Source organism: Mangrovicoccus algicola (assembly GCF_014903745.1).
In the GTDB taxonomy this organism is placed as follows: Bacteria; Pseudomonadota; Alphaproteobacteria; order Rhodobacterales; family Rhodobacteraceae; genus Mangrovicoccus; species Mangrovicoccus algicola.
Genome location: NZ_JACVXA010000003.1, coordinates 1 through 20,146 on the forward strand (window position 1 = coordinate 1; position 20,146 = coordinate 20,146).

General features: G+C 70.6%; 19 protein-coding genes and 1 pseudogene. 12 read left to right on the plus strand and 8 right to left on the minus strand.

Annotation, left to right across the window (positions count from 1 at the left end):
* Positions 1-514: pseudogene (locus ICN82_RS00815) on the plus strand (hypothetical protein); the annotation flags it as partial.
* Positions 515-590: 76 nt separating this feature from the next.
* Here ICN82_RS00815 and ICN82_RS00820 read toward each other — a convergent pair.
* The gene (locus ICN82_RS00820; protein WP_193178931.1) at positions 591-1,265 is read right to left on the minus strand and encodes a GntR family transcriptional regulator; all 675 of its coding nucleotides are present in this window, start codon (positions 1,263-1,265) and stop codon (positions 591-593) included.
* Between the two features lie 74 nt (positions 1,266-1,339).
* Between ICN82_RS00820 and ICN82_RS00825 the strand changes: the two genes are divergently transcribed.
* Positions 1,340-2,380: an AbrB family transcriptional regulator gene (locus tag ICN82_RS00825; RefSeq protein WP_193178932.1), complete on the plus strand. Its 1,041-nt coding sequence runs from the start codon at positions 1,340-1,342 to the stop codon at positions 2,378-2,380.
* A 6-nt stretch (positions 2,381-2,386) separates the two neighbouring features.
* Here the strand turns inward: ICN82_RS00825 and ICN82_RS00830 are convergent, their stop codons facing one another.
* Positions 2,387-4,303: a tripartite tricarboxylate transporter permease gene (locus ICN82_RS00830; protein ID WP_226898202.1), complete on the minus strand. Its 1,917-nt coding sequence runs from the start codon at positions 4,301-4,303 to the stop codon at positions 2,387-2,389.
* A 143-nt stretch (positions 4,304-4,446) separates the two neighbouring features.
* The gene (locus tag ICN82_RS00835) at positions 4,447-5,541 is read right to left on the minus strand and encodes a Bug family tripartite tricarboxylate transporter substrate binding protein (RefSeq protein WP_193178934.1); all 1,095 of its coding nucleotides are present in this window, start codon (positions 5,539-5,541) and stop codon (positions 4,447-4,449) included.
* A gap of 144 nt (positions 5,542-5,685) precedes the next feature.
* Here ICN82_RS00835 and ICN82_RS00840 point away from each other — a divergent pair, with 144 nt between their 5' ends.
* Entirely contained in the window at positions 5,686-6,357 is a 672-nt protein-coding gene (locus ICN82_RS00840; RefSeq protein WP_193178935.1) for a response regulator transcription factor, read from the plus strand.
* Positions 6,354-7,736 (plus strand): sensor histidine kinase, encoded by a 1,383-nt coding sequence (locus ICN82_RS00845; RefSeq protein WP_193178936.1) that lies wholly within the window; start codon positions 6,354-6,356, stop codon positions 7,734-7,736. Before ICN82_RS00840 ends, ICN82_RS00845 begins: the two co-directional genes overlap by 4 nt.
* A gap of 56 nt (positions 7,737-7,792) precedes the next feature.
* On the opposite strand, the gene ICN82_RS00850 is transcribed toward ICN82_RS00845, so the two are convergent.
* On the minus strand, positions 7,793-8,665 hold the full coding sequence (locus ICN82_RS00850) for a LysR substrate-binding domain-containing protein (RefSeq protein ID WP_193178937.1): 873 nt from the start codon (positions 8,663-8,665) through the stop codon (positions 7,793-7,795).
* Between the two features lie 173 nt (positions 8,666-8,838).
* On the opposite strand from ICN82_RS00850, the gene ICN82_RS00855 reads away from it, so the two are divergent.
* The 5 genes from ICN82_RS00855 to ICN82_RS00875 all read left to right on the plus strand — a co-directional run bounded on the left by ICN82_RS00855 (position 8,839) and on the right by ICN82_RS00875 (position 13,814).
* A complete protein-coding gene (locus ICN82_RS00855; RefSeq protein ID WP_193178938.1) occupies positions 8,839-10,020 on the plus strand; it encodes an MFS transporter in 1,182 nt (393 codons plus the stop codon).
* A gap of 154 nt (positions 10,021-10,174) precedes the next feature.
* Positions 10,175-11,179 (plus strand): DctP family TRAP transporter solute-binding subunit, encoded by a 1,005-nt coding sequence (locus ICN82_RS00860; RefSeq protein ID WP_193178939.1) that lies wholly within the window; start codon positions 10,175-10,177, stop codon positions 11,177-11,179.
* A 62-nt stretch (positions 11,180-11,241) separates the two neighbouring features.
* The gene (locus ICN82_RS00865) at positions 11,242-11,730 is read left to right on the plus strand and encodes a TRAP transporter small permease (RefSeq protein ID WP_193178940.1); all 489 of its coding nucleotides are present in this window, start codon (positions 11,242-11,244) and stop codon (positions 11,728-11,730) included.
* Positions 11,723-13,051 (plus strand): TRAP transporter large permease, encoded by a 1,329-nt coding sequence (locus ICN82_RS00870; protein ID WP_193178941.1) that lies wholly within the window; start codon positions 11,723-11,725, stop codon positions 13,049-13,051. The genes ICN82_RS00865 and ICN82_RS00870 overlap by 8 nt, the downstream gene beginning before the upstream one ends.
* Before the next feature lie 10 nt (positions 13,052-13,061).
* Entirely contained in the window at positions 13,062-13,814 is a 753-nt protein-coding gene (locus ICN82_RS00875; RefSeq protein WP_193178942.1) for an SDR family NAD(P)-dependent oxidoreductase, read from the plus strand.
* Positions 13,815-13,833: 19 nt separating this feature from the next.
* On the opposite strand, the gene ICN82_RS00880 is transcribed toward ICN82_RS00875, so the two are convergent.
* From ICN82_RS00880 to ICN82_RS00890, 3 genes are read right to left on the minus strand one after another with little or no spacing between them, the layout of a single operon-like run.
* A complete protein-coding gene (locus ICN82_RS00880) occupies positions 13,834-14,763 on the minus strand; it encodes an SMP-30/gluconolactonase/LRE family protein (protein WP_193178943.1) in 930 nt (309 codons plus the stop codon).
* Between the two features lie 36 nt (positions 14,764-14,799).
* Positions 14,800-15,129 (minus strand): L-rhamnose mutarotase, encoded by a 330-nt coding sequence (locus ICN82_RS00885; RefSeq protein ID WP_193178944.1) that lies wholly within the window; start codon positions 15,127-15,129, stop codon positions 14,800-14,802.
* 1 nt (position 15,130) lies between these two features.
* Positions 15,131-15,958 carry an amidohydrolase family protein gene (locus tag ICN82_RS00890; RefSeq protein WP_193178945.1) on the minus strand — a complete coding sequence of 276 codons (828 nt, stop codon included), beginning with the start codon at positions 15,956-15,958 and terminating at the stop codon, positions 15,131-15,133.
* A gap of 99 nt (positions 15,959-16,057) precedes the next feature.
* On the opposite strand from ICN82_RS00890, the gene ICN82_RS00895 reads away from it, so the two are divergent.
* The gene (locus ICN82_RS00895) at positions 16,058-17,023 is read left to right on the plus strand and encodes an aldo/keto reductase (protein ID WP_193178946.1); all 966 of its coding nucleotides are present in this window, start codon (positions 16,058-16,060) and stop codon (positions 17,021-17,023) included.
* Positions 17,024-17,026: 3 nt separating this feature from the next.
* Here the strand turns inward: ICN82_RS00895 and ICN82_RS00900 are convergent, their stop codons facing one another.
* A complete protein-coding gene (locus ICN82_RS00900; RefSeq protein WP_193178947.1) occupies positions 17,027-17,929 on the minus strand; it encodes a GntR family transcriptional regulator in 903 nt (300 codons plus the stop codon).
* A gap of 132 nt (positions 17,930-18,061) precedes the next feature.
* Between ICN82_RS00900 and ICN82_RS00905 the strand changes: the two genes are divergently transcribed.
* The gene (locus ICN82_RS00905) at positions 18,062-19,105 is read left to right on the plus strand and encodes an ABC transporter permease (protein WP_226898190.1); all 1,044 of its coding nucleotides are present in this window, start codon (positions 18,062-18,064) and stop codon (positions 19,103-19,105) included.
* An 80-nt stretch (positions 19,106-19,185) separates the two neighbouring features.
* Positions 19,186-20,124: an ABC transporter substrate-binding protein gene (locus tag ICN82_RS00910; RefSeq protein WP_193178948.1), complete on the plus strand. Its 939-nt coding sequence runs from the start codon at positions 19,186-19,188 to the stop codon at positions 20,122-20,124.
* Positions 20,125-20,146 lie beyond the last annotated feature (22 nt).

The window sequence follows — 20,146 nt, forward strand, 5'->3', positions numbered from 1 at the left end:
TGACGGGCCGGTCTCGCCGGAGGCCGGGCTGCTGGATCCGGTGATCGCCGATGGCGGGGTGCTGGGCGATCTGACCGGCAATGGCGGGGCTTTGGGCGAGATCAGCGGCTCCGACGGGGTGCTGGGCGATCTGGTCGGCAATGACGGCGCGCTCGGCGCCGTGACCGGCGCAGACGGGCTGGTCGGCGACCTGACCGGCACCGGGGTGTTGGGCGGCGGCACCGGCGGGGGCGGCGAAGATCCGCTGGACGGGCTGACCGGCGAGGACGGGCTCCTGGGGGGACTGCTCGGCGAGGGGCATGACCCGGCGGACGGGGCCTTCGGCGGGGACGGACTCCTCGGCGGGCTCGCCGACGCGAAGCAGGACCTGATCGGCGGCCTGACCGGGGGAGAGGGCCCGTCGGCCGGTCTGAGCGGCGGGATCTTCGGTGAAGGCGGCGTCTTCGCGGAAGGAGACATCGCCGCGGCGACGGACCTGCTGGCAGAGCTCGACACCGGCGACGACCAGGTCTGAGCCCGGCCCCGCCCGGTGGCCCGCCCCGCCTGCACGGCGGGGCGGGTCGATGTCTGCCCGCGTCCCCGGAGGCGCGTCAGCCCGGCAGGCCGGGGCGCGGGCCGCGCAGGCGCGCGCGATGGGCGTTGCGGATATGGGCCTGCATCGCCGCCTCGGCCGCGGCGCCGTCGCGGGCCTGCAGCGCGGCCAGGATCGCGCGATGCTCCGCCGCTGCGCCCTGCTGCCTTTCGGGATCGCCCAGTGTCGTGGGCCCGAGGATGAGCATGGTCCTCTCCAGCCCGCGGATCGCCCCGGTCAGGAAGCGGTTGCGCGCCGCGTCATGCAGCGCCGCATGGAAGCGCCGGTTGGCCTCGGAACTGGCCCGGTCATCGCCGCCGCCAAGCGCCGCTTCCACGCCGGCCTGCAGCACTTCCAGCTCTTCCAGCTCCACCTCCGAGGCGATCCGCGCCGCCAGCCGCGCCGCCGTCCCTTCCAGCACCGAGCGCATCTCGTAGAGCTCGGCCACCTCCGCGTAATCGAGCTGCCGGACCGTGGCCCCCTGGCGCGGCAGATGCGCGACCAGCCCCTCGGATTCCAGAAGCCGCAGCGCCTCGCGCACGGGCGTGCGGGACAGGCCCAGCCGCCGGGCAAGCTCCACCTCGCGCAGCCGCGCCCCGGGGGCGAGCGCGCCCGAACGGATATCGCCGATCAGCCGCTGATAGGCCGCCTGCCCCTGGGAGGGCGGCACCGGCTCCGTGGGGTCCTGTGTCATGTCCCGTGGCTTCCCCTCTCTTGCATCCTTCTGGATACTGTTGGATACACATCGCATATCCCATGGAGGCCGCGATGAAAACCCTGCATGCCCTGCGCCTGAAGACCCTGGCCCTCGGCCTCGGGGGGGCGCTGCTGTTCCGCTGGGCGGGCATGCCGCTGCCCTTTCTCTTCGGGCCGCTCGCCGCCTGCCTCGCGGCGGCGCTGGCGGGGCAGGACCTGAAGGGGCCGGGGGCGGTCTCGGCCGGGGCGCGCACCATCCTCGGTGTCGCCGCGGGCGCGGCGATCACGCCCGAAGTGGTGGGCATGCTGCCCTCGATGGCGGTCTCCGTCGCGCTGGTGCCGGTCTTCGTGGCGCTGATCGGGCTGATCGGCATGCCCTTCTTCCGCCGCCTGGGCTATGACGCGCCGACCGCCTGGTACGCCGCGATGCCCGGCGGCTTCCAGGACATGGTGGTCTTCGGACAGGAAGCGGGCGCCGATGTGCGCGCGCTGTCGCTGATCCAGGCGACGCGGGTGCTGTTCATCGTCACGCTGGCGCCCGTGCTGATCGTGCATCTCTACGGGCGCGGGCTGGACAATCCGGTGGGCGAGCCCTTCGTGTCGCTGCCCGCGGGCGAGCTGGCGCTGATGGCGGCGGCGGCGCTCGGCGGCTGGAAGCTGGCGGCGCGGGCGGGACTGTTCGGCGCCTCGATCCTCGGTCCCCTGATCGCCACGGTGATCCTGGCGCAATGCGGGCTGCTGCATCACCGCCCCCCGCGCGAGGCGATCCTGGCGGCGCAGTTCTTCATCGGGCTGGGCATCGGCGTGCATTATGTCGGCGTCACCCTGGCCGAGATCCGCCGCTATGTCGCCTCCGGGGCGCTTTATGTCGGCATCCTGGCGATCCTCTCGGCACTGTTCACCGAAGTGGTCAGCCTCGCGGGCCTGGCGCCGCCGGTCGATGCCTTCCTCGCCTTCGCCCCCGGCGGCCAGTCCGAGATGACGGTGCTGGCCATCGTCACCGGGGCGGATCTGGGCTTCGTCATCGTCCATCACATGGTGCGGATGGTGACGGTGATCCTCGGCGCGCCGGTCGCCGCGCGCTGGCTGATGCCCCCGCGCGGCGATCCCTGAGCCGCTCTAGCGGAAGGGCCAGGGCAGGTCGGCATGGGCCTGCAGCCATCCCATGGGGAAATTCAGCCCCAGCGCCGCCGCCAGCCCCGCCACCGCACAGGCCGCGACCGCGGTCATGGCCAGCGCCCGGACGGGCCCGGTCCCGGCGCGGCGCATCAGGAAGAGCGGCAGGAAGACCAGCATCGCGGCGAAGAATCCCGCCAGCGCCGAGCCCGCGATCAGCGCGGCGATCCAGGCGACCCCGCCCCAGACCGGCGGCCCGGCGCCGCCCGCCTCGGCATCCAGATGCGCCGGATGTCCCGCGCCGCCGCGGATCAGCTGCCACAGCAGAAGCCCCGTCATGGCCAGTCCCAGCAGCGTGACCGTGGCCGGGAAGACCCCGCCGAGAAAGCTCTGCCCCAGCGCATCGGCGAGGCCGATCCCGAGGAACCCCGCGACGGCCAGCGCGAAGAGGATCTGCGGCCCCCGCCCGCGCCGTCCCGCCCCGGCGGAAGCCGGGGCCTCCTGCGGATCGGCCGCGCCATGCTCGTCGATGCGGTTCCTCAGCCCGACCCGGACAGAGGCCGCCGCCAGCGCGCCGATCACCAGCACCCCGGGATCCAGGAGAAAGGCCCAGCCGTGGAATTGCAGCGACTGGTAGAAATAGGTCTCGGTCTGGGAGGCCAGCACGAAGCCGATCAGCACCGCCGGGCGCGGCCAGCCGAAGCGTTTCATCAGGATCCCCGCGACGCCGAGGGCCAGCAGCGCCAGCAGGTCGCCGATATCGCGCGTCGCCTGGAAGGCGGCAAAGCACATCACCACCATCATGAAGGGCGCCAGCAGCGGGAAGGGGATGCGCGTCAGCCGCGCGATCGGCGCCGCCAGGCCGAGGCAGATCCCCGCCCCCATGACATTGGCGATGGCCAGCGACCAGATCAGCGAATAGGTGATGTCCAGATCGCGCGTCACCATGCCCGGCCCCGGATCGATGCCCAGCAGCACCAGCCCGGCCAGGAACACCGCCATCGCCCCCGATCCGGGGATGCCGAACAGCACGGTGGGCAGCATCGCGCCCCCCTGCATCGCGTTATTGGCGCTTTCCGGCGCGATCACCCCGCGGATGTCGCCCTGGCCGAAGCTCTTGGGCGCCTTCACCGTCTGCACCGCGTGGCCATAGGCCATCCAGTCGACCACCGCGCCGCCCAGCCCCGGGACCGCCCCGATCATGCAGCCCATGCCCGCGCAGCGCAGCGACAGCCACAGGTTGCCCCACCAGTCGAGGACACCGCGCCGCCACCCCTTGCCCAGCGTGGCGCTCTGCGAGATGGCGCCGCCGCCGCGCAGCAGATCGGCGATCTCGGGCACCGCGAAGAGGCCGAGCGCCACCACGACAAGCGGCACCCCGTCATAGAGATAGCCGGTGCCGAAGGTCATGCGGAACTCGCCGGTCGAGGGCGCCCCTCCCATCGCGCCGATCAGCAGGCCGAGCGCCGCCGCCGCCAGCCCCTTGGCCAGGCTGCGCCCCGCCAGGGCCGCGACCATCGACAGGCCGAACACCGCCAGCATGAACAGCTCCGGCGCGCCGAACATCAGCACCAGCGGCCGGGCGATGACGACGAAGCCGGTCAGCACCACCGCCCCGAAGACGCCCCCCATCATCGAGGAGACGAAGGCCGCCGACAGCGCCCGCGCCGCCTCGCCCCTGCGCGCCAGCGGGAATCCGTCAAGCACGGTGGCCTGGCTGGCGGTCGATCCGGGGATCCCCATCAGCACCGAGGCGAAGGTGTCGGATGTCGGGATCACCGCGACCAGCCCGACCAGCATGGCCAGCGCCGAGATCTGGTCCATCCCGTAGAGGAACGGCATCAGAAGCGACAGCCCGGCAATGCCGCCCAGCCCGGGGATCACCCCGATGACCAGCCCGAGCGAGACGCCCAGGAGCATGAAGAACAGGTGCTGGACGGTGAACAGGGCCGCCAGCGCAGCCAGCAGGGTTTCTGCCACGGGAACTCTCCGACAGGTTTTTCAGGGGGGGATGGGCGGACAGGCGGCATCGGGAGCGCCGCCTGCCCGGTCGTGCCCGGGCGCTATTCGCCCAGGCGGACGCCGTATTCCTCGGCCAGCAGCGAGACGACGGCCTTGCGGTGCTCCTCCGAGATGGTCGTGCCCTTGCGGAACAGCGCCTCGGCCGCCCTGCCGTTCACCTGGTCGTAATTGCCCAGAACGTCGGCGCGGTTGGCCTGGTAATCGGGATCGTCCTTCATCGCCTCGAACCCGGCGACCAGCGTGTCGACCACCTCGTCGGGCGTGTCCCTGGGCACGAAGATCATCTTCTGCGCCGGGAAGCCCGCGGTGAAGAAGGCCATGTAGGCGTCGAATTCCGGGCCCGCCGGCGGTTCGCCATGCAGCATCTCGTAGACCTCGCCGAAATGCGGAAGGTCGGGATAGTTGGGATCGCGCACCAGGTTGCCCTCGCCATCCATCATCCCCCAGGTGAAGATCGGCACCGCCTCGCCCGCATCGACCAGCGGCTGGACGTTCTGGATATAGGCCGAGGTCGTCTGGTAATCGATGGTGATCTCGCCGCGCTCGAAGGCCAGCCGCGCATCGGCGCGGGCCTTGAAGCCGAAGACATGCTGCACGTCGAGCCCCAGCAGGCGGAATCCCAGCAGCGGCACGAGGTCGAGCGAGGTCGCCCCCTGGCTGCCATAGGTCAGCTTGCTCCCCTCCAGCTTGGCGATGTCCCCCGGCCCGGTCACGCCGGATTCGGGGCGTACGAAGACGATCCCGCCGGTGGGCGCCGCCGAGACGATGCGCCAGTCCTGATACTCGTATTTGACCCGCGGATCCTGCAGCAGGTAGGGGAACTGCGTCGAGGCCGAGGTGATCAGCCATTCGCGCCCCGTCGGCTTGGCGCGCAGCGCGAAGAGGTTCGCCCCCTTGATCGAGCCGCCGCCCGGTTCGTAGGTCAGCGAGATCACCGGATTGCCGGGCAGGTACTTGGTCAGGATCGGCGCCTCGAACTGCGCGATCGTGCCCGAGCCGCCGCCGGGCGAGAAGGGCACGAGCCAGTCGATCTTGCCCCCCGAGAAGTCATCCGCCGCCCCCGGCCCCGCCATCAGGACAAGGGGCGCCATGGCCGCGAGCCCGAGGGCCCCGCGACGCGAAATTCCGGTCGTCATTGCGATTCTCTCCTCCCAGAGCGAAATTGCATTTCCGTCATGGCCGGTTCTGCCATAGGGATCGGGCGTGTCTCCAGCACCGCCTGTCTCCCCGGGGCCACCATAGGGCAGCCACCTGTCCAGAACCTGTCCGGGAGAGGAAAAATGCGCGTCACGCTGATCGAGGATAATGAAGGGCTCGCCGGGGCGATCCGGGATTCGCTGGAGGATCACGGATTCGGCGTCGACTGGCTGGCCGACGGGGCGGAGGGCGCGGCCTTCCTCGCCGCCGAGGGCGCCGATGTCGCGGTGCTGGACCTGAACCTGCCCGGCCGCCACGGGCTGGAGATCCTGCGCGGGCTGCGCGCGGCGGGCAACCCGGTGCCGGTGCTGGTGCTGACCGCGATGGGCCGCACCTCGGACCGGGTCGGAGGGCTGGAGGCCGGCGCCGACGACTACCTGGTGAAACCCTTCGAGATGGCCGAGCTGATCGCCCGGATCCGGGCGCTGGGGCGGCGCGGGCGGCAGGTCTCGGACCCGGTGGAGCAGCTGGGCATGCTGCGCTTCGACCGCGCCAGCCGCCGGCTGGACGGGCCGGACGGGTCCCTCGCCCTGCCCCGGCGCGAATTGGCGCTGTTCGAATGCCTGCTGGCGCATCGCGGGCGCGTCGTGCCGCGCGAACGGATCGCCGACACGCTCTACGGCACCGGCGCGGATGTCGAAACCAATGCGCTGGACCTGCTGGTGTCGCGGCTGCGGCGCAAGCTGGAGGGTTCGGGCGTGGTCATCCGCACGGCGCGGGGGCTGGGCTACATGCTGGATGCGGCTGCGCGATGAGCGCCCCCGGCGCCACCGTCTCGGGCAGCCTGCGGCGGCGGCTGTTCCTGACCATCATCGGGCCGCTGATCCTGATCACGCTGGGATCCGCCGCGATCCGCTATCACCAGTTCGCCGGCCTGTCGCAGCGGGTCTACGACAACACCCTGCTGACCGTCGCGCTGACGATCTCGCGCGATGTGATGATCTCGGAAGGGGACATGCTGAAGACCCAGCTGCTGACCAGCCTGACCGGCGCGCTCGGCGACACGCTGTATTACCGCATCGTCGGACCGGACGGCGCCTGGATCACCGGCTATTCCGACGCCCCGCCGCGCCCCGCCGCGCTGGCCGCCGCCGCGCCGGGCGAGCCGCAGGTCTATGACAGCCGCGTGGGCGCCATGCCGGTGCGGGTGCTGTCGATCAGCGAGGCGATGCATGACCGGCCGCTGGACGGGGTGGTGACGGTCGAGGTCTGGACCACCGTCAACCAGCGCCGCGCGCTGAGCATGGAGCTGCTGGGCCAGACCGCGATCCAGTTCGCCGCGATCCTCGCCGCGGCGGCCGCCCTGCTGTGGTTCGGCATCCATTCGGGTCTGCGCCCGCTGCGGCGGCTGGAGGAGGCGATCCTCGCCCGCAGCCCGCAGGACCTCCAGCCGATCCGCCGCGCGGTCCCGGCCGAGCTGTCGACGCTGGTGGCCGCGATGAACGGGCTCTTCGCCCGGCTCGACCGCGCCTTCGTGCTGCGCGACGCCTTCATCTCCGACAGCGCCCATCAGATCCGCACTCCCGTCGCCGCGATCCAGGCCCGGGCCGAGGCCTGCCTGACCGCCCCCGACGAGGCGCGGCTGCGCCAGCGCGTCGCCGCCCTGGCCGAGGCCGCGCGCGCCGCCGGGCGGCTGGTCAACCAGCTTCTGTCCCAGGAACGCGTGCGCGGGCGGGAATTGCGCTCGATGGCCGAACCGGTCGACCTGGCCGCGCTGATGGCCGCGACGACGCGCGATTTCGCCGCCGGCGCCCTCTCCCGCGGGATCGACGTGAGCTTCGATATCGACGGCGATCCCCGCCCCGTCACGGCCGATCCGGTGATGCTGGGCGAGATGCTGACCAACCTTCTGGAGAATGCCGTCGCCCATGGCGGCGCGGGCGGGTGGATCGCCGTGACCCTGCGCTTCTGCTCCGGCGAGGCGGTGCTGGAGGTCGCCGATCGCGGCCCGGGCATCGCGCCCGCCCTGCGCGAGCGGGTGTTCGACCGGTTCTTCCGCGCCGCGCCGGGCAGCGGCCCCGGCGCCGGGCTTGGCCTGGCCATCGTGCGCGACATCGCCCGCGCCCATGGCGGCGATGCCTGTCTCGCCGGGACCGCCCGGGGCTGCACGATCCGCGTGAGCCTGCGGGGCTGATCGACCGCCGCCGCCGGAGGCGTGTCGCGCCGGTCCCGGGACGCGGCCCGGATGCGTCACTCCGGCGGCGCGGCAAAGGCGGAATGGCACCAGTCCCAGACCGCCTGCGCGGCCGGCCGGGGCGGGGCGCCGCGCCTGCGCAGAAGGTAGTAATCGGCGCCCGTGTCATACCCGGCCGGGCCCAGATCGATCAGCCGCCCGGCCGCGATATCGGCCCGCACGAAAGCGCGGGAGGCAATCGCCACGCCCTGCCCGGCCAGCGCCGCGTCCAGCGCCAGCGACACCTGGTTGAACACCGCGCCGGGCCGCTTGCCCGGGCGTCCGAACCAGCGGGTCCAGTGGTCATAGGCATCATGCAGCAGCGGCAGCGCAGCGATGTCGGCGGGGTCCAGCGGCGCAACGCGGTCCCCCAGGAGATGCGGGCTGGCCACCAGCACCAGGTCCTGCCGGAACAGGAACCGCGCCTCCAGCGCGGCGGGAAAGGGCGGGCGCGTCTCGCGGATGGCGATATCGACCTGGTCGCGGTCGAGATCCGACACCGCCACCGTGGCCAGCGTGCGCAGGTCGATCCCCGGCAGCGCCGCGGCCAGCGAGGGCAGCGCCGGGATCAGCAGCCGCGCGGCGAAGGTCGGCGTGACGCTGATCGTCACCACCCCGGCGCGGCCCGCCACCTCGCCGGTGGCGCGGCGCAGGATGTCGAAGGCCCGGACGATCTCGGCATGATAGGCAGCACCCTCGGCGCTGAGCGCCAGCCCGCGCGGCAGCCGCCGGAACAGTGCCAGCCCCAGGTGATCCTCCAGCAGGCGCACCTGCTGGGCGACCGCGCCCTGTGTGACGCCCAGCTCCTCGGAGGCGGCGCGGAAGCTCAGCCGCCGCCCGGCGGCCTCGAAGCTGCGCAGCGCGTTCAGCGGCGGCAGGGTCCGGCGCATCGATGGTTTCCTCACCCGATAGATTTCCTACAGTCTCGCAGCGGTCGTTCTGGCGCGAAAGCCCCCGCGGAACAAGGCAGTCTGCGCGGCGACACCACCGCTGATTCCACCCCGCGCCCGCAGCGCTGCCGCACCACTCCCGGCCGCAGCCGGCGCCCAGACCGGGACCCGCCATGATCGCCCAGCCGCCGCGCCTTCTTCCCGTCTCGTTTCCCGTCATCCTGGCGGTGAGCGGGTCGCACCTGGTCAATGACCTGATCCAGTTCCTCCTTCCCGCGCTCTATCCGGTGCTGAAGCCGCAATACGGGCTGAGCTATTTCCAGCTGGGGCTGCTGACCCTGGCGCAGCAGATCACCGCCTGCGTCCTCCAGCCCGTCCTGGGGCTTTATGGCGACCTGCGGCCCAAGCCGCGGATGCTGGCGCTCTCCATGGCGGTGGTCGCCGCGGGGGTCGTCCTGCTGGCCGTCGCGGGGTCCTTCGCGCTGCTTCTGCTGGCGGCCACCGTGCTGGGGATCGGCTCGGCGCTGTTTCATCCCGAGGCCTCGCGGATCTGCCGCATGGCCTCGGGCGGGCGCTACGGGCTGGCGCAGTCCAGCTTCCAGGTCGGCGGCAATGCCGGGACCGCGCTGGGGCCGCTGGCGGCGGCGATGATCGTGCTGCCGCTGGGACAGGCCAGCACCGTCTGGTTCGGGTTGCTGGCCGTCGCCTCGGTCATGGTCCTGCTGCGGGTGGGGGGTTGGGTCGTTCAGCATCACGCCACCATCCGCGCCGCCGGAACCGCGGGGGCCGCCGCCCCCGCCCTGCCGCGCGCCCGGCTGATCCTGTCCTTCGCGGTGATCGGCGCGCTGCTGCTGAGCAAGTTCGTCTATGTCGAGACCTTCAAGGCCTATTACGCCTTCTTCCTGATCGAACGCTTCGGGCTGGGCATCGGCGCGGCGCAGGGGCTGTTGTTCGTGTTCCTGGCCGCGGTGGCCTTCGGCACCTTCGCCGGCGGGCCGCTGGGCGACCGGATCGGGCGCAAGCGGGTCATCTGGGGCTCGATTCTCGGCGCGCTGCCCTTCGCGGCCGCCCTGCCCTTCGCCTCGCTCTGGGGGGCGGTGGCGCTGAGCATCGCGGTGGGGCTGGTGCTGTCCTCGGCCTTCTCGGCGATCGTGGTCTATGCCCAGGAGCTGATGCCGCACCGGGTCGGCATGGTCGCGGGCTTCGTCTTCGGCTTCGCCTTCGGGATCGGCGCGCTGGGGGCGGCGGCGCTGGGGGCGCTGGCCGACCGGATCGGGATGGAGCAGGTTTTCGCGCTCTTGCCGCTGCTGCTGCTTCTGGGGCTGCTGACCGCGCTGCTGCCCGAACGCGGCTGAGCGCCGGGGGCGGGGGGATCTTCGGGAAATTGCTCCGCCCCAATTTGTTCGTTTCACAATATTGCAAGTTCCCCCGTCCCGTGGCAACTAACCGCTTCCGCGACCCCGCCCCCATTGCCGGAGCGGCCGCGACCGAGGAGTCTGGGAGGACAGAATGACTTTCGCGAAACTGGGCGGCACCGCCCTGGCCACCGTGCTCGCAGGGGCGGTGATGATCGGCACGGCAGGGGCGGAAACCCTGCGCCTGTCGCAGAACACGGGCGACACCACCACCTGGCAGAAGGGCGCCGAGAAATTCGGCGAGCTGATCTCGGAGGCCACGGGCGGTGAGATCGAGGTGCGGGTTTTCCCCAACGCCCAGCTGGCAGGCGGCGACCAGATGCGCCAGGCCGAGATGGTCGGGCGCGGCGCGCTGGACCTGGTGGTGACCTCGGCGATCAACGTCACGCCGCTGGTGCCCGAGATGGCCGCCTTCTCGCTGCCCTATCTCTATGCCGATTACGACCAGGTCGACGCCACCACCCAGGGCGCGCCGGGCGAGACCCTGGCCGGCATCCTGGCCGAGAAGGGCATCATCGTCCTGGCCTGGGGCGAGAACGGGTTCCGCGAGGTCACCAACAATCTCCGCCCGATCCAGGCGCCCGAGGACATGAAGGGCCTCAACATGCGCGTCGCGGGGCCGATGTATATCGACGTGATGAACGCGCTCGGCGCCAATCCGCAGCAGATGCAGTGGTCCGAGACCCTCACCGCGCTGCAGCAGGGCGTGGTCGACGGGCAGGAAAACCCGATCGGCGCGGTGATCATCCCGCAGCAGGTCTACGAGATGCAGAAATACATGACGACCTGGCATTACTCGTACGACCCGATCTTCCTGGGCATCAGCCAGAAGAAATGGGACGGCTACGACGCCGAGACGCAGCAGAAGCTGCGCGCGGCGGCCCAGGAGGCCATGGCGTGGCAGCGCCAGATCAGCCGCGAGGCCACCGCCTCGGGCATCGAGTTCCTGCGCGAGAAGGGCATGGAGGTGCATGAACCCTCCGCCGAGGAACTGGCCGCCTTCAAGGAGGCGACCCAGCCCGCCTTCGACGCCTGGGCGGCCAAGGTCGGCCCCGAGCTGGTCCAGTCCTTCCAGACCGCCATCGACGGCGCGAACTGAACCCCCGCAGGCGGGGGCGCCCCGGGCGGCCCCCGCCTGCCTGTCGAGCATCCGGAGGGGCCATGGCCTTCATCTTGCGCGAGGCCGAGAAGATCATCTGCGCGGTGCTCTTCCTGGCCATGACGTTTCTCGGCTTTGCCAATGTGGTCGTGCGCTACGGCACGCATTACTCGCTGGCCGCCACGGAGGAGCTGCTGACCAACGGCTTCCTGCTGCTGACCGTCTTCGGCGCGGCGATCGCGGCGCGGCGCGGCGAGCATCTGGCCGTGGGGCTGGTCCATGACCTGCTGCCGCCTGCGGCACAGCGCGCCGTGCTGGTCCTGTCGGTACTGGCCTCCGCCCTGCTCCTGGCGATGTCGGCCTGGTTCTCCTGGCAGGCGATGACCAACCTGATGGGCAACGGCATGCGCTCCTACGGGCTGCAGATCCCGGCCTGGTACTACCAGGCGGCGGTGCCCTTCGGCTTTGCGCTGGTGCTGATCCGCTACCTGCAGCACGCGCATGAGGTCTGGCAGGGCCGCGCCGGCGACGAGGTGATCCCCGATGCATGACCTGATCCCCGGACTTCCCGCGGGCACCGAGATGGTGATCCTGTTCTTCCTGCTCCTGGCGCTGCGCGTGCCGGTGGCCTTCTCGCTAGGGCTCTCGGCGATCTACGCGATGTGGCAGATGGGCTTCGGGCTGGAGCTGGCGGGCGACCTGATCGCCACCGGCATCACCAAGTTCTCCCTGCTGGCGATCCCGTTCTTCATCCTGGCGGGCACGCTGATGGGATCGCTGGGCATCGCCGAGCGGATGATCCGGTTCTTCCGCGTGCTGATCGGCGGCACGCCGGGCGGGATGGGCGTCGTCGGCACCGTGGTCTGCCTGTTCTGGGGCGCGGTCAGCGGCTCGGGCCCGGCCTCGGTCGCGGCGATCGGGCCGATGATCATCAAGGGGATGGAGGAGGACGGCTATCCGCGCGCCTATGCCGCCGGGCTGGTCTGCACCGGCGCGGCGCTGTCCATCGTCATCCCGCCCTCGATCGGGCTGGTGATCTACGGGGTGATCGCCGAGACCTCGATTTCCCAGCTGTTCCTGGCCGCGATCCTGCCGGGGCTGTTCATGGGGCTGACCATGCTGGTGACGCTGCCCTTCGCCAAGCCGCGCGGGACGGGGCGGGCGGCGCTGGAGCGGCTGAGCCCCATGCCCCATGCCGACCGGCCCTATGGCCGCAGGCTATGGCTGTCCTTCCGCGAAAGCTTCTGGGGGCTGATGACCCCCGTGGTGATCCTGGGCGGCATCTATTCGGGCATCTTCACCCCCACCGAGGCGGCGCTGGTGGCGACGGTCTATGCCCTGCTGGTGGGCGGGCTGGTCTACCGCACGCTGACCATCGCGGGGCTCTACCGGTCGCTCGGCGATGCGGCGGCCTCCTCGGCGACGGTGATGCTGGTGGTCGCCTATGCCAGCCTCTTCGGCTGGGTGGTGACGGTCGAGGACCTGGTGGGCAGCTATTCCGGCGCGCTGCTGGGCCTGTCGGGCAACGAGGCGGTGATCCTGCTGGTCATCATGGCGATCCTGCTGATCGCCGGGATGTTCATGGACGCGGTCACGGTGATGTTCATCTGCCTGCCGATCTTCATGCCGGTGGTGCATGAACTGGCCTGGAACCCGGTCTGGTTCGGGGTGCTGGTCATGGTCAACCTGGCCATCGGGCTGATCACCCCGCCGGTGGGCATCAACCTCTATGTCGCGGCCAATGTCACCCGCCTGCCGATCGAGCGCATCGCCCGCGGGGCCCTGCCCTTCCTGCTGGTCAGCCTCGCGGGGCTGGCGGTGATCGGGCTGGTGCCGCAGCTTTCCCTGGCCCTGCTCGGGGCCGCAGACTGAGGACGGGCGCATGACCCAGAAAACAGCCATCGTCACCGGCGCCGCGCGCGGCATCGGCCTGGCCACCACGCGGCAATTCCTGGCCCGGGGGCACCGCGTGGCGATGATCGACCGCGACGCGGCGGCCCTGGCGGAGGCGGCCGAAGGGCTCGACGGCGTGCTGCCGGTGGTCTGCGACGTGTCGGATCCCGATGCGGTGGCGGCGATGACCGCCGAGGCGGCGGGCGCCTTCGGGCGGATCGACGCGCTGGTCAACAATGCGGGCGTCGCCGATTTCGGCCCGATCGAGGCCACGGATTTCGCCCGCTGGCGCGAGGTGATGGCGACCAACCTCGACGGCGTGTTCCTGTGTTCGCAGGCGGCGATCCCGCATCTGCGCGAAACGCGGGGCGCGATCGTCAACATCGCCTCGATCTCGGGGCTGCGCGCCTCGACCCTGCGCGTGGCCTACGGCACCTCCAAGGCGGCGGTGATCCACCTGACCATGCAGCAGGCCGCCGAGCTGGGCGAATACGGCATCCGCGCCAATTGCGTGGCGCCCGGCCCGGTGCGCACCAAGCTGGCCATGGCGGTGCATTCGCCGCAGATCATCGCCGCCTATCACGACGCGATCCCGCTGAACCGCTACGGCTCGGAGGACGAAATCGCCTCGGTCATCACCTTCCTCTGCTCGGAGGCGGCCAGCTATGTCACCGGCCAGACCATTGCCTCGGATGGCGGGTTCCAGGCGACGGGGGTGGGCCTGCCGGCCCTGCGCGGCTGAGCCCCGCCCTGCCCCGGCCTCAGGGCCGGGCGCCGCGGCACCAGGGCTCCGCCCCCTGCGCATCGACGAAAAGGCGATAGACGCCGGTCGTCGCGGTGATGAACAGCGTCCGCCCCCGCGGCCCGCCGAAGGCCAGGTTCGATACCCTCTCGGGCACCAGGACCTTGCCCAGCAGGTCCCCGTCGGGGGCGAAGCACTGCACCCCGTCCAGCGCGGAGGTCCACAGATTGCCCTCGGCATCCACCCGGAACCCGTCGGGGAAGCCCGCATCGACCTCGCAGGCGATGCCGTCATCGACCGGCCCCGCCGCCGTCATGCGGAACCGCCGGATCACCGGCGCGACGGAGGGATCATGGCTGCGCCCGCTCTCGGCGACATAGAGAAGGCTTTCATCGGGCGAGAAGGCAAGGCCGTTGGGCTGGGTGAAATCGGTGATCATCGCCTCAACCGCACCATCCGGGGCAATGCGGTAGACATGGCGGCCCGGCTGCTCGGGCTCCGCGCGGTAGCCCTCGAAGCTCGACAGGATGCCATAGGTCGGATCGGTGAACCACACGGCGCCGTCGGAGGCGACCACCAGGTCATTGGGCGAATTCAGCCGTCGCCCCCCGTGGCTGTCGGCCAGCACGGTGATGCGCCCGTCGGGTTCGGTCCGGGCCACGTCGCGGCTCCCGTGGCGGCAGGAGACCAGCCGCCCCTGCCGGTCGCGGGTATGGCCATTGGCGAAGCCCGAGGCGCCGCGGAACAGGCTGACCCCGTCCGCCTCGCTCCAGCGCATCACCCGTTCGGAGGGAATGTCGCTGAACAGCAGGCAGCCATGGTCGCCGAACCAGACCGGCCCCTCGACCCAGGTGAATCCGCCGGCGATCCGTTCCAGCGGCGCGGTGCGGTGCACGAGACGGCGGAACCGGTCATCGGCGTAATGCAGGTGGTCGGGCAGCAGGCTCATCGGCAGGGGCTCCTTTCGCGGAGGCAGGGACAGGGGTCAGTCAAGGTGGAACACCTCCTCCATCGGCGCCCACCATTCGCCCTCCGCCCGGCTGTCCAGCGGGCGCTGCATCGGCCCGCAGACCGCCCACCAGTCCCGCGTCACCGGATCGGCGGCGATGGCGGCGCTGTCCGCGGCGAAATCCGTGCCGCGATATTCCCAGTAGCCGAACATCACCATCTCGGGTTCGCGCAGGAAGATCGAGTAATTGGTGATGTTCGAGGCGCGCAGCCGCTCCAGCACGGCAGGCCAGGCATCGGCATGAAGACGCCGGTATTCGGCCACATGCTCCGGCGCCAGGCCGATCATCATTCCCATCCGCTGCATCTCACGCCTCCCCGATGCCATAGAACCGCGCCGCCGTTCCGGAAAACAGCGCCTGCCGTTCCGCCGGGGACAGATCCGCCGCCAGGGCCTGTGCCGCCCGGTGCCAGCCGCCGTAATCGCCGGCCAGATGCAGCACCGGCCAGTCGCTGCCCCACATCACCCGCCCGGCCCCGAAACACGCCAGGACATGGTCGAAGACGGGGCGGAAATCCTCCGCCTGCCAGCCCGGCCCCCATTCCGTCGCCAGTCCCGAGAGCTTGCAGAAGACCCTGGGATGCCGCGCCAGCGCCGCCATGCCGCCGCGCCAGTCATCGCCGGGATCGCCGTCCCGGAACACCGGCTTGGCACAATGGTCGATCACCAGCGGCAGATCGGGCAGCCGCGCCGCCAGATCGCCGATCACCCCCAGATGGCGCGGCGTGACCAGCGCATCCAGCCGCAGACCCGCCGCCGCCACCGCCTCCAGCCCCGCCAGGACCTGCGGGTGCAGGATCCAGTCCGTCGCCACGATATCCTGCAGCATGGGGCGGATCCCCCGCAGCCGCGGATGCGCGATCCGCGCCAGCTGCGCGGGCACGTCGCCCTCCAGGTCGACCCAGCCCACCACCGCGCGGATCTGCGGCGTCGCATCGGCCAGCGACAACAGGAACTCGGTCTCCGCCAGCGTGGGCGCCGCCTGCACCGCCACCGTGCCCGTCACCCCCGCCGCACGGGCCAAAGGCGCCAGATCCGCAGGCAGCAGGTCGCGCCGGATCGCCGCCACGCCGTCATCCATCCAGCCGTAATCCCCCCGGCCGATCCGCCAGTAATGCTGATGCGCGTCGATCACGCCAACTCCCCCCTTGCCAGCACTTTGTACTAAATAATAACGTACACGTCAGAGGCGCCGTCAACCGCAATTCCGCCGGAGGGGCGCAGGGAGGCCAGGATGAAGACCCGCCATATCGGACGCACCGGACTGGAGGTGAGCGAGATCGCCTTCGGCTGTGCGAGCATCGGCAACCTGTATCGCGAGGTGACGGAGGCAGAGGCGCAGGCCGTGCTGGACGCCGCATGGGAGGCGGGCATCCGCTATTTCGACACGGCACCGCATTACGGGCGCGGCCTGTCGGAAATGCGGCTGGGCCGGTTCCTGGCCGACAAGCCCGGCGCGGTGATCTCCACCAAGGTGGGGCGGCTGCTGTCGCCCGCGCGCAGCCCCATTGCCGAGGCTGACGGCTATGTCCGCCCCGCGCAGAACGACATGCGCTACGACTATTCCGGCGACGGGATCGAGGAAAGCCTGGAGCAGAGCTGCGAACGGCTGGGGCGCAGCGGCGTCGACATCCTCTATGTCCACGATATCGGCGCCTATACCCATGGCGCCGCCAATGAGGCGCATATGGAGGCTTTCCTCGGCTCGGGCTATGCGCGGCTGCGGCGGATGAAGGAACAGGGGCGGATCCATGCCTTCGGGCTGGGGGTGAACGAGAACGAGGTCTGCCTGCAGGTGATGCGCGAGGCGGGTCCGCTGGACGTGATCCTTCTGGCCGGGCGGCTGACGCTTCTGGACCGCTCGGCCGAGGCGGCGCTGGTCCCGGCCTGCCGCGCGGCGGGCACCAGCCTGGTGCTGGGGGGCGTGTTCAATTCCGGCATCCTCGCCACCGGCCCCGTCCCCGGCGCCACCTATGATTACGGTCCCGCCCCGGGGGAGGTGCTGGAGCGCGTCGCGGATCTGCAGGCGCGCGCCGGGGCGCAGGGCCTGCCGCTGGCCACCGCCGCGCTGCATTTCGCGATGCGCCATCCGGCAACGGCCGCGGTGTTGCTGGGCACGGCCAAGCCCGCCAGCCTCAGGCGCAATCTCGACGCCCTTGCCACCGCCATGCCTGCGGGCGCGGAGGCGGCGCTGGCCTGAACCTCAGGCCAGTTCGTGATGGCGCAGCGAAGACAGCAGCGTCGTCTTGGAGGTGCGCAGATGCCGCCCCGCCGCCGCCTGCGCGGCCGGGGCGTCGCGCGCCTCCAGCGCATCGATGATCTCCAGGTGCTCCTCGATCGCGGCGGCGTTGCGGGTTTTCTCCTCGGTCTTGTCCCACATGAAATGATAGTGGAAGATCAGCGAGATGACCTTCTGGAACTCGGCGGTGAACCGATTGGTGACGACCGAGTTCAGCGCCTGGTGGAACCGCTCGTCCAGCTTCGAGAAGGCGTGGAAATCGGTCTCGATCGCGGCGCGCAGGCGCAGATGCGCCGCCCGCAGCTCAGCCAGCTCGGCCCAGACCGGGTGATCGACCGGCGCCTCCGCCAGCCGCGCCACCGCGTCGAGTTCCAGCACCGAGCGGAAATCCGACAGCTCGATGGCGAAATCGCGGGTGAAGCCCAGCAGCATCCACCCCCCCTGCGGCCGCCGCGAGACCAGGCCGAAGCGGCTGAGCCCGGCGAGGAATTCCTTCAGCTCGTGCTGCGGCACATCGAAATGGCGCGACAGTTCGGCCACCGACAGCGCCGTCCCCGCGGGCACGTCGAAACGCAGCACCCAGTCGAGGAATCTCTGTTCCAGATCCTCCGCCCCCCCCTCGGGGCGCAGGAGGTCGATCCGGTCCTCCGCCAGCGGCGCGCGCAGCAGCAGCTTCTCCCGCCCCGACCAGGCCAGCAGCCCGGTCTCTTCCATCCGGCCCAGGCAGCGGCGGATGATCGTGCGGCTGACCCCGGCAATCTCGGCCAGGCCCGTCTCCGAGGGCATCACGGATCCCGGCGGCAGCGCGCCGCAGTAATCGAGGATCCGGTTATAGGCCTCGCGGAACCGCGTGTCGCTGCGCGCCATGATCTGCTCCTTCTGCTGTCCCGCGCCGGGCGCCGGACTGTATTTGTACGAAATCATAAAAAACCGTTGACGGGAATCAAAGCACGTTTTTATGTATCAAATAATAAAAAACATCGTGCGAAAGGGAGGCGCATGACCCTGGCATCCAGACCCGCCGCCATGAGCGCGCGGCGCAGCCGCGCCGCCGCCTTTCAGTTCCTGCCCGATGCGGCAAAGCTTCACCGCCTTTCCGCGCTGGCGACGCTGTTCCTGCTGATCCTCGGCTTCGCCCTGGCCAGCCCGGCCTTCTTCTCGGTCAATAACGGGCTGACGATCCTGCTGCAGACCTCGGTGATCGGGCTTCTTGGGATCGGCATGACCATGGTCATCATCACCGGGGGCATCGACCTGTCCGTCGGCTCCGTGCTGGCGCTGTCGGGCGTGGCCTCGGGCATGGCGATCAAGGCCGGCGTTCCGGTCGGCCCCGGCATGGCCTTCGGCGTGGCGGTGGGCGCGGCCTGCGGCGCGCTCAACGGGCTGATCGTGACGCGGATGCGCATCCCCCCCTTCGTCGCCACGCTGGGCATGATGCTGATGGCGCGGGGGCTGGCGCTGCAGCTGACCGGGGCGGCGCCGATCTCGCAGCTGGGCGAGGCCTTCGGGCGGCTGGGCAACGGCGCGCTGTTCCGGATCGTGGAAATGCGCCCCAACGGCTTTCCCAAGGTGATCTTTCCCGGCATCCCCTACCCGGCCATCGTGCTGCTGATCGTGGCCATCGCCGCCGCCTACCTGCTGCGCCGGCGCCAGATCGGCCGCCACATCTATGCCACCGGATCGAACGAGGAGGCCGCGCGGCTCTCGGGCGTGCGCACCGACCGCGCCAAGCTCTATGCCTATGCCATGTCCGGCGCGCTGGCGGGGCTGGCGGGGATCGTCCTGATGTCGCGGCTGGTGACCGCCCAGCCCAGCGAGGGCGTGATGTACGAACTCGACGCCATCGCGGCGGCGGTGATCGGCGGCGCGTCGCTCTCCGGCGGGGTGGGCACGGTGCCCGGCACGATGATCGGCGCCTTCATCATCGGCATCCTGCGCAACGGCCTGAACATGGCCGGGGTGTCGGCCTTCATCCAGCAGATCGTCATCGGCGCCGTCGTGATCGCCGCGGTCTGGATCGACCATATCCGCAACCGGCCCTGAGGCTGCGGAAGGCCCGCCCCGGGACGCAAGAAGCCCGGGCGCGGCGGAACAGGGAACAGTCTCTACTGAGGAGGAATGAGATGCGTCCGATCAAGCTTGCACTTGTGACATCGACACTTGCCCTTGCCGCGGGCTTCGCGCAGGCGGGCGAAATCGCGGTGATCGTCAAGACCACCAGCTCGAATTTCTGGCAGAACGTCAATCGCGGCGCCGAGGCCGCCATCGCCGCCCAGGGCGAGCACAGCTTCACCTTCGACGGCCCCGCCACCGAAAGCGCGGTGGCCGACCAGGTGAACCTGGTGGAGAACGCGATCAATCGCGGCGTCGCGGGCATCGTCCTGGCGCCGTCGGATCCCGAGGCGCTGGCCCCGGCGGTCAAGCGCGCCTACGAGGCCGCCATCCCCGTCGTCATCATCGACAGCGCCCTGGCCGACAGCGCCGAGGGCACCTACCAGTCCTTCCTGTCGACCGACAACTGCGCCGCGGGCGAGGAAGTCGCCAAGCGGATGATCGAGAAGGCCGGCACGGAGGGCAAGGTCGCGATCATGTCCTATGTGGCGGGCGTGGGCTCGGAGATCGGGCGGGTCGGGTGCTTCTCCGACTACCTCGCGGCCAATTCCCAGCTCGAGATCGTCGGGCCGTTCTATTCGCAGAGCCAGATGGCCAACGCGCTGAACCAGACCACCGACATCCTGGCCGCCAATCCCGACCTGGTGGGCATTTTCGGGGCCAATGAACCCACCGCGGTCGGCATGGGCCGCGCCATCGTTCAGGCGGGCAAGGCGGGGCAGCTGGTCGCGCTCGGCTTCGACGGCAATGCCGATCTTCAGCAATTCGTCCGCGACGGGGTGCTGGACGCGACGGCGGTGCAGGGATCCTTCGCCATGGGCGAGAAGGGGATCGAGACGATCATCCGCATCCTCGGCGATGACGCGGTGGAGCCCTTCGTCAATACCGGCGTGGTGCTGGTCGACAAGGACAACATCGACACCGACACCGCGCAGAACGTCCTCTACTGAGCCGGATCCGCGCGACCGCGGG

Bases quoted from the DNA above. Each gene is read 5' to 3' on its own strand.
- ICN82_RS00820 (WP_193178931.1), bottom strand. From the start codon at position 1,265: ATGACACAGGACCCCACGGAGCCGGTGCCGCCCTCCCAGGGGCAGGCG.
- ICN82_RS00825 (WP_193178932.1), top strand. From the start codon at position 1,340: ATGAAAACCCTGCATGCCCTGCGCCTGAAGACCCTGGCCCTCGGCCTC.
- ICN82_RS00830 (WP_226898202.1), bottom strand. From the start codon at position 4,303: ATGCTCCTGGGCGTCTCGCTCGGGCTGGTCATCGGGGTGATCCCCGGG.
- ICN82_RS00835 (WP_193178934.1), bottom strand. From the start codon at position 5,541: ATGACGACCGGAATTTCGCGTCGCGGGGCCCTCGGGCTCGCGGCCATG.
- ICN82_RS00840 (WP_193178935.1), top strand. From the start codon at position 5,686: ATGCGCGTCACGCTGATCGAGGATAATGAAGGGCTCGCCGGGGCGATC.
- ICN82_RS00845 (WP_193178936.1), top strand. From the start codon at position 6,354: ATGAGCGCCCCCGGCGCCACCGTCTCGGGCAGCCTGCGGCGGCGGCTG.
- ICN82_RS00850 (WP_193178937.1), bottom strand. From the start codon at position 8,665: ATGCGCCGGACCCTGCCGCCGCTGAACGCGCTGCGCAGCTTCGAGGCC.
- ICN82_RS00855 (WP_193178938.1), top strand. From the start codon at position 8,839: ATGATCGCCCAGCCGCCGCGCCTTCTTCCCGTCTCGTTTCCCGTCATC.
- ICN82_RS00860 (WP_193178939.1), top strand. From the start codon at position 10,175: ATGACTTTCGCGAAACTGGGCGGCACCGCCCTGGCCACCGTGCTCGCA.
- ICN82_RS00865 (WP_193178940.1), top strand. From the start codon at position 11,242: ATGGCCTTCATCTTGCGCGAGGCCGAGAAGATCATCTGCGCGGTGCTC.
- ICN82_RS00870 (WP_193178941.1), top strand. From the start codon at position 11,723: ATGCATGACCTGATCCCCGGACTTCCCGCGGGCACCGAGATGGTGATC.
- ICN82_RS00875 (WP_193178942.1), top strand. From the start codon at position 13,062: ATGACCCAGAAAACAGCCATCGTCACCGGCGCCGCGCGCGGCATCGGC.
- ICN82_RS00880 (WP_193178943.1), bottom strand. From the start codon at position 14,763: ATGAGCCTGCTGCCCGACCACCTGCATTACGCCGATGACCGGTTCCGC.
- ICN82_RS00885 (WP_193178944.1), bottom strand. From the start codon at position 15,129: ATGCAGCGGATGGGAATGATGATCGGCCTGGCGCCGGAGCATGTGGCC.
- ICN82_RS00895 (WP_193178946.1), top strand. From the start codon at position 16,058: ATGAAGACCCGCCATATCGGACGCACCGGACTGGAGGTGAGCGAGATC.
- ICN82_RS00900 (WP_193178947.1), bottom strand. From the start codon at position 17,929: ATGGCGCGCAGCGACACGCGGTTCCGCGAGGCCTATAACCGGATCCTC.
- ICN82_RS00905 (WP_226898190.1), top strand. From the start codon at position 18,062: ATGACCCTGGCATCCAGACCCGCCGCCATGAGCGCGCGGCGCAGCCGC.
- ICN82_RS00910 (WP_193178948.1), top strand. From the start codon at position 19,186: ATGCGTCCGATCAAGCTTGCACTTGTGACATCGACACTTGCCCTTGCC.